The organism is Streptomyces sp. NEAU-sy36, from assembly GCF_013423905.1.
Classification (GTDB): domain Bacteria; phylum Actinomycetota; class Actinomycetes; order Streptomycetales; family Streptomycetaceae; genus Streptomyces; species Streptomyces misionensis.
Genome location: NZ_CP058977.1, coordinates 5,773,453 through 5,786,383, shown reverse-complemented (window position 1 = coordinate 5,786,383; position 12,931 = coordinate 5,773,453). Strand labels below are relative to the sequence as shown.

Below are 12,931 nucleotides of genomic sequence, written 5' to 3'. Positions count from 1 at the left end.
CGGGAAAGGGCCGGCCCGCCGGGCCGGCCCTTTCGGTCTGCGACCGCCTGCGGCCGCTCCGTACGCCTCAGCCGGCCTCTCCGGCGAACACATGCAGGAAGGCGTTGCAGAACGCCTCCAGATCGTCCGGCTTACGGCTGGTCACCAGCTGGTTGGATCCGTGGTCGCAGATCTTGACCTGCTCGTCCACCCAGGTGCCGCCCGCGTTGCGGATGTCCGTCTTCAGACTCGGCCACGAGGTCAGCACCCGGCCCCGTACGACGTCCGCCTCCACCAGCGTCCACGGCGCGTGGCAGATCGCCGCGACCGGGCGCCCCTGGTCGAAGAAGTCCTTCACGAACGCCACGGCCTTCTCGTCCAGCCGCAGGAAGTCCGGGTTGGCCACCCCGCCCGGCAGCACCAGCCCCCCGAACGAGTTTGCGGAGGTCTCGCCGACCACCTCGTCCACGTCGAAGGTGTCCGCCTTGTCGAGATGGTTGAACCCCTGAACCTTCCCTGCCTCGGTCGACACCAGCACCGGCTCGTGCCCGGCGTCCTTCGCGGCCTTCCACGGCTCGGTCAGCTCGACCTGCTCGACGCCCTCGGGCGCCACCAGAAACGCGATACGCATGATCCTCGTATTCCTTTCCCGGCACCCCGGGCGTCCTCGACGGCCCGGGAGCGCCGCTTCCTCGTCCTGTCCGCACGGCGGCAGCGCAGCAGTTCCTCGCCGTACGGCAGCAGTACACAGACGCCGATCGCGAGGCCGACGCCCGCCAGGTAGCCCGCCGACAGCGGGCGCCGGCGCGGCAGCGGACGCCAGGCGTCCGGATCGCCGCGTCCGCCGCGCAGCAGCGACTTCACCTGATCGGAGTGCAGACACATCAGCGACACCAGGGCGCCGAAGGGCAGCGACTCCAGAAAGCTGTGGATGTGCTGCTCCAGCGGTGTGACCTCGCGGTCGCTGTCGACCGCCGTGCGCACGTCCCACAGGGCGGTCGCCTCGTGCACCGCGGCCGCGCCCAGCTGCACGGTCAGCAGCAGCGGATTGACCTCGTAGCGCAGGGTCAGCGCGATGGGCACGCCGACCTCCGCCATCATCAACGAGTGGATCAGGGACTCCTTGGTCCCCGCCGTGTCCTCGATACGGGTGCGCCGGTGCATCGCCCAGTCGGCGAGCCCCGGCGCGAACCAGCCGGGCAGCAGCCCGTACAGCAGGAACCGGGTGGTGACGTCACCGACGTCCACCGTGGCGCCCCGTGCGATCTCCGCCGCCTGGCCCCGCCTCATTCGCCGCCGGCCAGAGCCTCGGCCAGCTGCTGCACATTGCGGAACCGCTCGCCGCGCGGCAGCTCCGCCACCGCTTCCACCAGCGGGTCCGGGGCGTTGTCCCGGCGCAGTGCCGAGGCCAGCTCGCCCGCCCGCGCCGGGAAGGCCGAGCGGCCCAGGCTGCGGGCCAGCTCCAGCCGCACCCGCTCCAGGGAGGCCGGGGAGCCCAGGCCGCCCACCGGGCCGCCCGTGACCTCCGGGTCGTCGTCGGCGGCCGGCTCCGGGTCGTTCCACTCCTCGACCCGCGTCGGGTGCCCTGACCTCAGCAGCCCCTTCAGCTCGTGCTTCATCTCGTCGTCCCGGTGGACGTTCAGCCGGTCACTGCCTCGCTGCATGTCTCCCTCCAGGGGTAGATCGTCCGCACCCGCGTACCCGGTGCGGCCCCACCGACACCGGGCCCGCTCCGCGTGGACCGCGCCCGGTGTCTACTGCTTGCTCCGGCCCGGCAGGAACTCCTGCATCTTCGCCTTCAGCCCCTGCTTGACCATCGACCCCCGGTCCGCGTCGCCCTTGAGGATCGCCGTCGCCGTGGACTGCATCTGCTCCCAGCTGGCGTGCGGCGGGATCGGCGGTACGGCGGGATCGGTCAGGAACTCGATCACGCACGGCCGGTCCGCCTCCAGGGCCGCCCGCCAGCCCGCCTCGACGGCGTCCGGCTTCTCCACCCGGATGCCCTCCAGGCCCAGCGTGCGCGCGAACGCCGCGTACTGCACGTCCGGGATCTCCTGCGACGGCAGGAAGGACGGCGCGCCCTCCATGGCCCGCATCTCCCACGTCACCTGGTTCAGGTCCTGGTTGTTCCACACCGCGACCACCAGCCGGGGGTCCGACCAGCGGTCCCGGTACTTCGCCGCGGTGATCATCTCCGCCAGCCCGTTCATCTGCATCGCGCCGTCCCCGACCAGCGCGACCACCGGACGGTCCGGATGCGCGAACTTCGCCCCGATCGCGTACGGCACCCCCGGCCCCATCGTCGCGAGCGTCCCGGACAGCGAGCCGCGCATGCCCGGCCGCATGGTGATGTGCCGGGCGTACCAGTTGGCCACCGAACCCGAGTCGGAGGTGAGGATCGTGTTGTCCGGCAGCAGCGGGTCGAGGGCCCGGGCCACGTACTCGGGGTTGATCGGGTCCGCCGCGAGTCCGGCGCGCCGCTCCATCGTCTCGTGCCAGCGCCGCACGTTGGCGCGGATCGTGTCCTGCCACTCCCGGCCGCCCCGGTCGGTCTTCAGCAGCGGGATCAGCCGCTGCAACGTCGCCTTGGCGTCGCCGACCAGGTTCACCTCGTAGGGATACCGCATACCGATCATGTGCGGATCGAGATCGATCTGCACCGCGCGCGCCTTGCCGAACTCCGGCATGAACTGGGTGTACGGGAACGACGACCCGATGGTCAGCAGCGTGTCGCAGTCCCGCATCAGCTCGTACGAGGGCCTGCTGCCGAGCAGCCCGATCGGCCCGGTGACGTACGGCAGGTCGTCGCTGAGCACGTCCTTGCCGAGCAGCGCCTTGGCGACGCCCGCACCGAGCAGCTCGGCGACCTCCCGCACCTCGGCGACCGCGCCGGCGGCGCCCTGGCCGACCAGGATCGCCACCTTGTCGCCGGCGTTCAGCACGTCCGCGGCCCGGCGCACCGCGTCGTCCGACGGGGTCGCCGTCCACTCGCTCGCGCCGAGGCTGGAAGGCACCATCTTGAACGCGTGCGTCGGTGGCGAGTAGTCCAGCTCCTGCACGTCACCGGGGATGATCAGCGCGGTCGGGCAGCGCCGGGCGTACGCCGTTCGGATCGCCCGGTCGAGCACGTTCGGCAGCTGCTCGGGGACCGTCACCGTCTCCACGAACTCCGAGGCGACGTCCTTGTACAGCGTGTGCAGGTCGACCTCCTGCTGATAGGAGCCGCCCATCGCGGTCCGGTCGGTCTGCCCGACGATCGCCAGCACCGGCACATGGTCGAGCTTCGCGTCGTACAGGCCGTTCAGCAGGTGGATCGCACCCGGTCCGGAGGTCGCCGCGCACACCCCGAGGCGGCCGCTGAACTTCGCGTACCCGACCGCCTCGAACGCGGACATCTCCTCGTGCCGGGACTGGATGAACCGCGGCTTGTCCTCGGCGCGGCCCCAGGCGGCGAGCAGTCCGTTGATGCCGTCGCCCGGGTAGCCGAAGACCTGGTCCACACCCCAGGCGCGCAGACGTTCCAGGACGTGGTCGGACACCTTCGTGCTCATGAAGGACCTCCCCGATGGGGTACGAAGCGGACGATCCGGTCAGTTCCTGTCGAGTGACCTGTGCGGAGGCCGGAAAACCTCCTTCGGCCCGGGGACCCCCGCCGGTCCGCTCCCGTCACCCGGCCGGCCGCCCGTGTCCCGCGAATGGGGCCCGGCCGCGCGCGCCGGGCGCCGGGGCGGGCTGTGATGACTGCGAGGGGCACGGCCCCGCAGCCGCGGGCGCCGCCGTGCACCGCCCCAGCCGACTGCCGTACCGGCGCCCCGCCCGTACGACCGTCAGCCCGCCCGTCCGCCGAGGAGCCCTTGTCATGCGCCGCACCGCCCGCGCCCTGTCCGTCGCCCTCTTCGCCGGCGCCGCGCTCGCCCTGGCCGGGCCCGCCGGCGCCGCGGCCCCCAGCCCCGGCACCGGGTCCGCCGCCCCCGCCGCGCCCACCGCCGGCACCGGGCCGGCCGACTGCGCCCCCATAACCGGCCAGGTCCCCCGGATGCCGGGCACCACCCGGCCACCCCAGGCGGGCCCCGCCCCGGCCGCCGGCGACGGCGCGGACCGCGTCCCCGGGCCCACCTCCCGCCCGAGCGGCACCCCGGCCAAGCCCTGTGGCGACACGCGCGCCTGCGCCGACGGGAAGTCCTGCGGCGACACGCAACAGGGTTGCGCGCAGGGCACGTCGTGCACCGGGACCGGCAGCCGGTGCCGGGCGGGGGAGGACTGCGACGGGCAGGACGGGTGCCGGGCGGGACAGCAGTGCGCCGACGACGAACGGCAGTGCGCGGGGGGCGGGGAGGGGAGCAGGGCAGGGGCCGGCGACGGCGCCTGCGGTGACGACGACCGCGAGTGCGCCCGCGGCGGCTGCCCGGACGACGAGGACTCCTGCCGCGAACCCCGCGCAGGCGGAGGCGACGAGGGCGGCGACGACTGCGTCCCGGCCGGGACGCGGCACGGCGTGGCCGCGGGCACGGGCGGCAGCTTCGGCGCATCCGTCCCCACGCTGGTCGCCGGCGGCGTCCTGATCGCCGCCGGCTGCGCGGGCGCCGGCTACCGCGTCCACGGACGCGTCCGCACCGGTCGGGGAGCCCGGCCCGCCGACGTGTGATCCGCACAACTCCCGTCCGGCCCATGGACGTCCGTCCAGCGGGTACACACCAACCGGAGGACACCACCCGACCCAACAGACCCACCCACCGATCGACACCCCTCGGGCATCGTCCGGCACGGCCGGGACACGCACCGGGCGGCACCCCGGGACGGCACGGCAGACGGCACCAGGACTGCGCGGAGGCGGACATGCGGCGGACGGACCCCGAGGGCCACGGCCCGGTCCGCTACGGCCCGCCGCCGCCCGGCGACGGACTGCCCGTACTCCCCGAACTGGCCGCCGTGGTCGCCGCCGCGGCGGGCCGCGCAGACGCCCAGCCCGTCGGCGGCGCCCCCGCCCTGCTGGAGTCGGCCTGCGGCTACTGGACCCGCCGCGCCCTGCCCTGCGGCCCGGACCGGATCGCCGCCGGACCCGGCGCTCCCGCCCTGCTCCTCGCCCTCACCGCCGCGCTCGCCAAGGACGGCGCCGACATCCTCGTCCCGCGTCCGTGCGCCGCCTGGTGGGCCCCCTACGCCCGGGTCCTCGGCCGGCCCGTCTTCCACGTGCCGACGCCCGCCGAGAGCGGCGGCGTCCCCGACCCGTACGCGCTGCTGGAGACCGTCCGCCGGGTACGCGCCGAGGGCGGCGACCCCAGACTGCTGGTGCTGTCCGTCGCCGACGACCCCACCGGCACCGTCGCCCCGCCCGAACTGCTGCACGAGACCGTCGAGGCCGCCACCACCGAGGGCCTGTACCTGGTCAGCGACGAGACCTGGCGCGACACCGTGCACGACACGCACGGCACCGTCCTGCTCAGCCCCGCCGAGATGTGGCCGGACCGGGTCGTCGTCGTCACCGACCTGGCCGGCGCCCTGCTGCCGCCCGGCTGGCCCGCCGCCGTCGCCCGCTTCCCCGCCACCGACGACGGACGACGCCTGCACGCGCGCGTCCTCGACATCCTCACCGCGCTCGGCGCCCGCCTCGCCGCCCCCGTCGCCGCGGCCGCCTGCTACGCCATGGACGAACCCCCGCCGGTCACCGAACGCCGCGCGGCGACCGTACGGCTGCACGCCCGCCTGGCCGCCGCCGCGCACGCCACGGTCACCGCGGCCGGCGCGCTCGCCCGCCCCCCGGCGGCCGGCCGCCACCTCTACGCCGACCTCGCCCCGCTGCGCGAACCCCTCGCCGCCCAAGGCGTCGGCGACGCGCAGGAGTTGGAGGAACTGCTCACCGCCCGGCTCGGCATGCCCGCGCCCGGCGGCCACCGCTTCGGCGACGACCTCGCGGCCCTGCGCGTACGGCTGGCCACCGCGCCCCTGCTGGGCGGCTCCGCGCAGGAGCGCACGGAGTGCCTCACCGCTCCCGCACCCGAAGAACTGCCGCAGACGCACAGCTCGTTGATCACCCTGAAATCGGTCTTCGACGATCTCCGCGACGACGCTCAGCGATGGGAGCCTCCTCGATGACGCAGCAGACGCACGAGCCCGGAACGCCCCCGACCGCCCCCGACCCCGCGACGGCTCCCACGACACCCACGGCGGTCGGCCCGGCCCCGGCGCCCGCCCCGGCCACCCTCGGCGCGCCCCCCTTCCCGCCGCTGGCCGAGCCCCGCCCGCTGGCCGAACCCCGGGTGTGGCCGCGCACGTTCCACGACCGGCTCACCGCGCCCCTGCCCGGGCTCAAGGCCCTCGCCCGCTTCGCCCGCGAGGGCGCCGTGCGCCCCGGCCCGGAGGGACTCGCCGACATCCCCCGGCTCCCGTACGAGCCCGCGCCGCTGCCCCGCGTGGACGCCGGCACCCTCGCCGTCACCTGGGCGGGCCACGCCAGCTGGATCGTCCAGGCGGGCGGTCTGACCGTGCTCACCGACCCGGTCTGGTCCCGCCGCATCCTCGGCACCCCGGCCCGCGTCACCCCCGTCGGCGTGCCCTGGGACGACCTGCCCCGGGTCGACGCCGTCGTCATCAGCCACAACCACTACGACCACCTGGACGCTCCCACCCTGCGCCGACTCCCGCGCGACACACCGGTGTTCGTACCCGCCGGGCTCGGCCGCTGGTTCCGGCGCCGCGAGTTCACTTGCGTCACCGAGCTGGACTGGTGGGAGGGCGCCGAACTCGCCGGGGTCCGCTTCGACTTCGTGCCGGCCCACCACTGGTCCAAGCGCACCCTGACCGACACCTGCCACAGCCTCTGGGGCGGCTGGGTCCTCACCGTGCCGGGCGGCCGGCGCGTCTACTTCGCGGGCGACACCGGCTACGGCCACTGGTTCTCCCGCATCGGCCGCCGCTACCCGGGCATCGACCTCGCCCTCATGCCCATCGGCGCCTACGACCCCCGCTGGTGGCTCAGCGACGTCCACTGCGACCCCGAGGAGGCCGTCCAGGCCACCCTCGACCTCGGCGCCCGCCGCATGGCCCCCATGCACTGGGCCACCTTCGTCCTCTCGGCGGAACCGGTGCTGGAGCCGCTCACCCGGGTGCGCACGGCCTGGGAGAAGGCGGGACTCGACCGGGCGGACCTGTGGGACCTGCCGGTGGGCGCTTCCAGAACGCTGGACTGACGCGCCTGCTCGGCGAGTCCGCGACCGGTCACCACGGTCCCGTACGCGAAGACCTCACCGGAACCGGCGCACGACCCCCGGCACCGCGCTGATCACGACGGTCAGCGCCACCGCCACCACCACGCCCTCCCAGGGCTCCGGAAACAGCGAACCCCCCAGGATGCCGATCACCTGGTACGTCGCCGCCCACGCCAGACACGCGGCCACATTGCCCCGCACGAACCGGCGCACCGGCCAGTCCGCCATCAGACACGCCAGCATCACCGGAATACGCCCGGCGGGCACCAGCCGGGACAGCACCAGCACCGCCACCCCGTGCTCCGCCAGCTTCCCCCGCGCCTGCGCCAGCCGCTCCTCCGGCGCCCGCGACCGTATCGCCTCCAGCCACCGCGAGCCGCCCCGCGACCGCATCCCTCGCCTGCCCAGCCAGTACAGCGCAGCGTCCCCGAGGAACGCCGCCAGCGACGCCGTACCGAAGACCAGCGCCAGCGCGAACGGCGCCGTCTGGTGGAACGCCACCACCGCCGCCGAACTCACCAGCGCCCCCGTCGGCACGACCGGCACCAGCGCGCCGATCAGCACCAGCAGGAACAGCGACGGATACCCGATGGCCTGCTGCGTGGACTCCGGCGGCACGACCGAGGGCGCGGCCGCGGCCAGCGCCGCGGCCGGGGGAAGCCACGTCACCGCGCGACCTCCAGCCGGGCGCTCTCCCCGTGCCCCAGCTTGTGCACCGCCACGTCCGGCGCGGCCCCGCCGGCCAGCCGGACGAACTCGTCGCCCGGCGCGTGGAACTCGTGCGGCCGCACCGCGTCCAGACCGATCGGCCAGTACGTCCCGTAGTGCACCGGGACCGCCGCCCGCGGTGCCAGCCGGGCCAGCGCCTGGGCCGCCCGCCCCGCGTCCAGGTGCCCCTCGCCGAGGTACGGCCCCCAGCCGCCCACCGGCAGCAGCGCCACGTCCACCGGACCCACCCGCTCGGCCATCGCGTCGAACAGCCCGGTGTCCCCGGCGAAGTAGGTCCGCGCCTCGCCCTCCAGCACGTAGCCCAGCGCGGGCGAACGGTGCGGCCCCACCGGCAGCCGCCGCCCGTCGTGCAGCGCCGGCACCACCCGCACCAGCAGTTCCCCGACCCGTATCCCGTCGCCCGGAGCGACCTCGGTGATGCGCAGGTGCCGCAACCGGCGCACGCCCGGTACCGCGCGACGCGCGCCCCGGGGCACGAGCAGGCGCGTGCCCGGGGCGAGCGCGGCCAGCGAGGGCAGATGCAGATGGTCGGCGTGCAGGTGGGAGACGAGTACCAGATCCGCGCGCCGCGCCTCCTCGGACGGCAGCGCGCCGCGCCTGCGCCGCAGGTGCGCCAGACGACGGGCGAACAGGGGATCGGTGAGCACCCGTATGTTCGAATCCTCCACCGTGCAGGTGGCATGACCCCACCAGGTGATCTCCACCGGCACCTTCTTCGCCTCCTTCGCGCGACTCCCCGAAGCCTACGTGCAGGAGTAGGGTCGGCGGCGAAAACCGGAGGTGAGGGGGGACGCCATGGGACAGCCGCGGGGCGCCTTCGGCGCGCGCACACCGTCACGGGTCATCGCCATCGCCAGCCTGACCCCCCTGGAGGAGCTCGACGACGACCCCTTCCTGGTCGACTCCCGCACCCAGCACGCCATGTGCGCCCGCTGGGCCGCCGAACACGGTTACGTCGTCGCCCGGGAACTCCTCGTCGGCGGGCTCCGCTTCGACCACCGCGCCCTGTGGGACGGCGTGCGCCCCGGCGTGGACGTGTTCGTCGCCCCCAGCCTGCGGGTGCTGCGCCGGGCCCTGTCCTCCGTGGAGGAGTTCACCGCCGAGTGCGCGCGGCGCGGTGTGCGCGTGGTGACCGTGGGCCGGGCCGAGCCGTCGTACGACGCGCAGATGAAGGCCCGTGTGCACCGTCGGCTGTCCATGCCGACCGCCGGCTACGACGGACGGTGACCACGCGGTGACCCGTCCGGGCCGTTCCCGACCGGTATGACAAGGTGGATGCCGGCCCGGTCGCCCCAGCGAACCGGGCGCAGGATCCCGCGCCGCAGGGTGGGGGAGGGCCGGAACGGAGGAAGCGCGGCAGTGCGGGGCGTACGGTGGCGGCGGATCGCCAGTCAGATCGGGCGCAGCGTCGCCGTGTGGGCCGTCTCCACCCTCACCATGCTCCTCCTGGCGCTGGTGCTGCCCGACTTCCGGCTCCAGTCCGCCGACGGCGACAGCGCCACCCGGATCGCCCTCACCGCCGCGTGCGGCGCCGGCGCGTTCGGCATCCTGTCCGCCGTGGTGTGGCCCCTGCTGGTCCGGCTGCTGCTGCTCGTCCCGGCCCTCGTCCTCGGCCTGCTGGTCTTCTTCCTCAACGGCTCCCTGCTGCTGGTCGCCCTGCGCCTCAACCCCTCCGCGCGGGGCGCGGCCGCGCCGGAGACCGCGGTGATCGTGGCCGCCGTGATGTCCGCCGTCGCCTCGGCCACCGGTGGTGCCCTCGCCGTGCGCGACGACGAGGCGTACCGGCGCCGTCTGCACCGCCTCGCCACGCGCCGCCACAGGCGCAGAACCGATCCGCCGTGCCCCGTGACGCCCGGGCTGGTGTTCCTCCAGCTCGACGGGGTGGGACACGACGTGCTCAGGGAGGCGGTGGGCAGGGGGGTGATGCCCACGGTGGGGCGGTGGCTGGCGGGGGGTGACGGGTCACCCCCCGACCCGGCCGACCTCCTGCCGACCGCCGACGGTCCACGGCCCACCCACCGCCTTACCCCCTGGCACACCGACTGGTCCAGCCAGACCGGCGCCAGCCAACTCGGCATCCTCCACGGCAGCACCTTCGACGTGCCCGCCTTCCGCTGGTACGAGAAGGACCGCGGCGAGGTGATGGTGTGCAACCGGCCGACCAGCGCCGCCGAGCTCCAGCGGCGTGCCGTGGCGCACACGGGCGACGGCGGGCTGCTCACCGAGGACGGCGCCAGCCGCGGCAACCTCTTCAGCGGCGGCGCCGGGGAACAGGCCCTCGTCCTGTCCATCGCGGCCCGCCGCCGCGGCCGGGAGAACCGCTCCCGCGCCGGCTACTTCGCCTACTTCTCCGACCCGGCCAACGCCGTCCGCACCGCCCTCTCCTTCATCGCCGAGGTGGTCCGCGAGATCGGCGAGTCCACCCGCGCCCGGCTGCGGAAGCAGCGCCCCAGGGTCTCCCGCGGCGGCCTCTACCCCCTGGTCCGCGCCTTCGCGACCGTGGTCGAGCGGGACGTCGTGGTCGCCGCGGTGATGGGCGACATGCTCGCGGGACGCACCGCCGTCTACGCCGACCTCGTCGCCTACGACGAGGTGGCCCACCACTCCGGCCCGCACAGCCGGGACGCCGAGAAGGTCCTCAGGCGTCTCGACCGCTGCCTCGCCCTGCTCGAACGGGTCGCCGACCACGCCCCGCGCCCGTACCGCATCGTCGTCCTGTCCGACCACGGGCAGAGCCCCGGCGAGACCTTCCGGTCCCGCTACGGACTCACCCTCGCCGACCTCGTACGGGCCGGCTGCGGGCTGCACGTGCCGCGCCGGGCCGAGCGCACCCACAGCGGCGCCGAGGCCCGGGCCGCCGTGCGGGCCGCCCTGCACCGGCCCGTGGAGGAGGGGGGAGAGCAGCACCGGCCCGCCCGGCACAGCGAGCCCGTCGTGCTGGCCTCCGGCAACCTGGGGCTGATCTCCTTCCCCGACGTGCGCCACCGCATGACCAAGGAGGAGATCGACGCCCGTCACCCCGCCCTGCTCACCACCCTCGCCAACCACCCCGGCATCGGCTTCCTGCTGGTGGCCAGCGCGGAACACGGCGGCGTGGTGCTGGGCCCGCACGGCACCGAGATCCCGCTGGCCCGTCTCGACCGCGACCCGGGGCCGCTGGAGCGGTTCGGCCCCGGAGCCGTCGAGGCGGTACGCCGTACCCACGCGTTCCCGCACACCGCCGACATCATGGTGAATTCGGCATACGATCCCGCCGACGGCGAGGTCCTCGCCTTCGAGGAGCAGATCGGCTCCCACGGCGGGCTCGGCGGAGCGCAGTCCCGCCCGTTCCTGCTCTCGCCGGTGGACCTGTCCGCGCCGGCCCCGGACGGGGAGCGGCTGACCGGCGCCGAGCAGGTGCACCACGTGCTGCGCCGCTGGCTCGGTGAGCTGTCCGGCCCCGAGGTCCCGCTCACCGCCGTACCCGACGAGGACGCGCGGGACGAACGGGCGGCCTGACGACGCGTGGCCGTGCCACCGCCCAACCCCCCGCGTCCGCCGCCCGGATGTGATCGGATAGGGACCACGGACACCCGGCAACGGGAGCGATCCCTCGTGAAAGGAACCATCGTGGCTACCACGCGCACCGCGCACACCGTCTGGGAAGGCAACCTTCTTGAGGGCAAGGGCGTCGTCACCTTCGACTCCTCGGGCATCGGCGAGCAGCCGGTGTCCTGGCCGTCGCGCGCCGAGCAGGCCAACGGCAAGACCAGCCCCGAAGAACTGATCGCCGCCGCCCACTCCAGCTGCTTCTCCATGGCCCTCTCCCACGGCCTGGCCGGCGCCGGCACCCCGCCCACCCGGCTGGAGACCAAGGCCGACGTCACCTTCCAGCCCGGCGAGGGCATCACCGGCATCCACCTCACCGTGCGCGGCGAGGTGCCCGGCCTGGACGCGCAGGGCTTCCAGTCGGCCGCCGAGGACGCCAAGAAGAACTGCCCGGTCAGCCAGGCCCTCGCCGGCACGACCATCACCCTCACCGCGGAACTCGCCTGATCCGCCGGGACCTCGGTGCCGCGCCCCGCTCCGGGGCGCGGCACCGGCGCCCCCCGGGCCGCACGCCGCCGGCCCTCACAGCCGGGCGCGGTACTCCCGCAGGATCTCCCGTGTGCGCCGCGCCGAGGCGGCCCGGGCCGTCATGTGGTCCAGCACCTCCAGGTGCGCGGCGACCTCCTGGCGCGAGTCCAGGTACAGGGCGCCGGTCAGGTACTCGGTGAACACCATGTCCGGCAACTCCGGCTCGGCGAACCGGAACAGCGTGAACGGCGCGTACGTCCCCGGATGCGGGCCCGCCGCGAACTCGGCGATCTGGAGCGTGATCCCGTCCCGTCCGGCGTACTCCAGCAGCCGGTCCAGCTGGTCGCGCAGCACATCGGGGGAGACGCTCACCGGGCGCCTGAACACCGTCTCGTCCATGACCACCCACAGATGCGGGGGATTCTCGCGCTCCAGCAGCCGCTGCCGCTCCATCCGCAGCGACACATGCCGCTCGATGGCGTGCGGCTCGGTCTGCCCGATCGTCCCCGCCTCCAGCACCGCCCGCGCGTACGCCTCCGTCTGGAGCAGACCGGGCACGAAGTGCGGCTCGTAGGAGCGGATGATGCGGGCGGCGCCCTCCAGGCTGACGTACAGGCTGAACCAGTCCGGCAGCACATCGTGGAACCGCTGCCACCAGCCCGGCTGGTTGGCCTCCTCGGCCAGCCGCACGAACGCGGCCGCTTCCTCCCGCGGCACCCCGTAGGTGTCCAGCAGCACCTGCAAGTACGGGATCTTCAGGGCGACTTCGGCCGTCTCCATGCGCCGTACCGTCGCCGCCGCCACCCGCAGCACCCGGGCGGCCTCCTCGCGGCCGAGCCCCGCGGCCTCCCGCAGGACCTGCAACCGCTTGCCGAGCACCACCTGGCCCACGGTGGGCGCAGCCCGCCGCTCACTCACGCCACGCCCTCCCCTGTGCGCCGCCTTACGCGCGCAGCAGTCTG

General features: G+C 74.7%; 13 protein-coding genes. 6 read left to right on the top strand and 7 right to left on the bottom strand.

Annotated elements, in window-relative coordinates; all coding sequences use genetic code 11:
- Positions 1 to 67: 67 nt before the first annotated feature.
- The 4 genes from HZZ00_RS25295 to HZZ00_RS25280 all read right to left on the bottom strand — a co-directional run bounded on the left by HZZ00_RS25295 (position 68) and on the right by HZZ00_RS25280 (position 3,530).
- Entirely contained in the window at positions 68 to 610 is a 543-nt protein-coding gene (locus tag HZZ00_RS25295; protein WP_070023493.1) for a type 1 glutamine amidotransferase domain-containing protein, read from the bottom strand.
- Positions 559 to 1,269, bottom strand: coding sequence for a diguanylate cyclase (locus tag HZZ00_RS25290; protein ID WP_257585301.1), 711 nt, complete (start codon positions 1,267 to 1,269; stop codon positions 559 to 561). Before HZZ00_RS25290 ends, HZZ00_RS25295 begins: the two co-directional genes overlap by 52 nt.
- Positions 1,266 to 1,643, bottom strand: coding sequence for a DUF2795 domain-containing protein (locus HZZ00_RS25285; protein ID WP_180328611.1), 378 nt, complete (start codon positions 1,641 to 1,643; stop codon positions 1,266 to 1,268). Before HZZ00_RS25285 ends, HZZ00_RS25290 begins: the two co-directional genes overlap by 4 nt.
- Positions 1,644 to 1,733: 90 nt before the next feature.
- Positions 1,734 to 3,530, bottom strand: coding sequence for a thiamine pyrophosphate-requiring protein (locus HZZ00_RS25280; protein WP_180328610.1), 1,797 nt, complete (start codon positions 3,528 to 3,530; stop codon positions 1,734 to 1,736).
- A gap of 308 nt (positions 3,531 to 3,838) precedes the next feature.
- Between HZZ00_RS25280 and HZZ00_RS25275 the strand changes: the two genes are divergently transcribed.
- The 3 genes from HZZ00_RS25275 to HZZ00_RS25265 all read left to right on the top strand — a co-directional run bounded on the left by HZZ00_RS25275 (position 3,839) and on the right by HZZ00_RS25265 (position 7,166).
- Positions 3,839 to 4,624 (top strand): hypothetical protein, encoded by a 786-nt coding sequence (locus HZZ00_RS25275; RefSeq protein ID WP_180328609.1) that lies wholly within the window; start codon positions 3,839 to 3,841, stop codon positions 4,622 to 4,624.
- 191 nt (positions 4,625 to 4,815) lie between these two features.
- Positions 4,816 to 6,072 (top strand): aminotransferase class I/II-fold pyridoxal phosphate-dependent enzyme, encoded by a 1,257-nt coding sequence (locus tag HZZ00_RS25270; RefSeq protein WP_180328608.1) that lies wholly within the window; start codon positions 4,816 to 4,818, stop codon positions 6,070 to 6,072.
- Positions 6,069 to 7,166, top strand: a complete 1,098-nt coding sequence (locus HZZ00_RS25265; protein ID WP_180328607.1) for an MBL fold metallo-hydrolase — start codon at positions 6,069 to 6,071, stop codon at positions 7,164 to 7,166. The genes HZZ00_RS25270 and HZZ00_RS25265 overlap by 4 nt, the downstream gene beginning before the upstream one ends.
- Before the next feature lie 54 nt (positions 7,167 to 7,220).
- Here the strand turns inward: HZZ00_RS25265 and HZZ00_RS25260 are convergent, their stop codons facing one another.
- Together HZZ00_RS25260 and HZZ00_RS25255 are read right to left on the bottom strand one after the other, a co-directional pair.
- Positions 7,221 to 7,853: a DedA family protein gene (locus HZZ00_RS25260; RefSeq protein WP_070023486.1), complete on the bottom strand. Its 633-nt coding sequence runs from the start codon at positions 7,851 to 7,853 to the stop codon at positions 7,221 to 7,223.
- Positions 7,850 to 8,623: an MBL fold metallo-hydrolase gene (locus HZZ00_RS25255; protein ID WP_180328606.1), complete on the bottom strand. Its 774-nt coding sequence runs from the start codon at positions 8,621 to 8,623 to the stop codon at positions 7,850 to 7,852. The genes HZZ00_RS25260 and HZZ00_RS25255 overlap by 4 nt, the downstream gene beginning before the upstream one ends.
- Positions 8,624 to 8,708: 85 nt before the next feature.
- On the opposite strand from HZZ00_RS25255, the gene HZZ00_RS25250 reads away from it, so the two are divergent.
- The 3 genes from HZZ00_RS25250 (at position 8,709) to HZZ00_RS25240 (ending at position 11,948) form a co-directional block, all read left to right on the top strand.
- Positions 8,709 to 9,140, top strand: a complete 432-nt coding sequence (locus HZZ00_RS25250; RefSeq protein WP_070023485.1) for a hypothetical protein — start codon at positions 8,709 to 8,711, stop codon at positions 9,138 to 9,140.
- A gap of 132 nt (positions 9,141 to 9,272) precedes the next feature.
- Positions 9,273 to 11,411: an alkaline phosphatase family protein gene (locus HZZ00_RS25245; RefSeq protein ID WP_257585298.1), complete on the top strand. Its 2,139-nt coding sequence runs from the start codon at positions 9,273 to 9,275 to the stop codon at positions 11,409 to 11,411.
- Between the two features lie 111 nt (positions 11,412 to 11,522).
- Entirely contained in the window at positions 11,523 to 11,948 is a 426-nt protein-coding gene (locus HZZ00_RS25240; RefSeq protein WP_180328604.1) for an OsmC family protein, read from the top strand.
- Positions 11,949 to 12,023: 75 nt separating this feature from the next.
- Here HZZ00_RS25240 and HZZ00_RS25235 read toward each other — a convergent pair whose 3' ends face one another.
- Positions 12,024 to 12,887: a helix-turn-helix transcriptional regulator gene (locus tag HZZ00_RS25235; protein ID WP_180328603.1), complete on the bottom strand. Its 864-nt coding sequence runs from the start codon at positions 12,885 to 12,887 to the stop codon at positions 12,024 to 12,026.
- Positions 12,888 to 12,931 lie beyond the last annotated feature (44 nt).

Bases quoted from the DNA above. Each gene is read 5' to 3' on its own strand.
- HZZ00_RS25295 (WP_070023493.1), bottom strand. From the start codon at position 610: ATGCGTATCGCGTTTCTGGTGGCGCCCGAGGGCGTCGAGCAGGTCGAG.
- HZZ00_RS25290 (WP_257585301.1), bottom strand. From the start codon at position 1,269: ATGAGGCGGGGCCAGGCGGCGGAGATCGCACGGGGCGCCACGGTGGAC.
- HZZ00_RS25285 (WP_180328611.1), bottom strand. From the start codon at position 1,643: ATGCAGCGAGGCAGTGACCGGCTGAACGTCCACCGGGACGACGAGATG.
- HZZ00_RS25280 (WP_180328610.1), bottom strand. From the start codon at position 3,530: ATGAGCACGAAGGTGTCCGACCACGTCCTGGAACGTCTGCGCGCCTGG.
- HZZ00_RS25275 (WP_180328609.1), top strand. From the start codon at position 3,839: ATGCGCCGCACCGCCCGCGCCCTGTCCGTCGCCCTCTTCGCCGGCGCC.
- HZZ00_RS25270 (WP_180328608.1), top strand. From the start codon at position 4,816: ATGCGGCGGACGGACCCCGAGGGCCACGGCCCGGTCCGCTACGGCCCG.
- HZZ00_RS25265 (WP_180328607.1), top strand. From the start codon at position 6,069: ATGACGCAGCAGACGCACGAGCCCGGAACGCCCCCGACCGCCCCCGAC.
- HZZ00_RS25250 (WP_070023485.1), top strand. From the start codon at position 8,709: ATGGGACAGCCGCGGGGCGCCTTCGGCGCGCGCACACCGTCACGGGTC.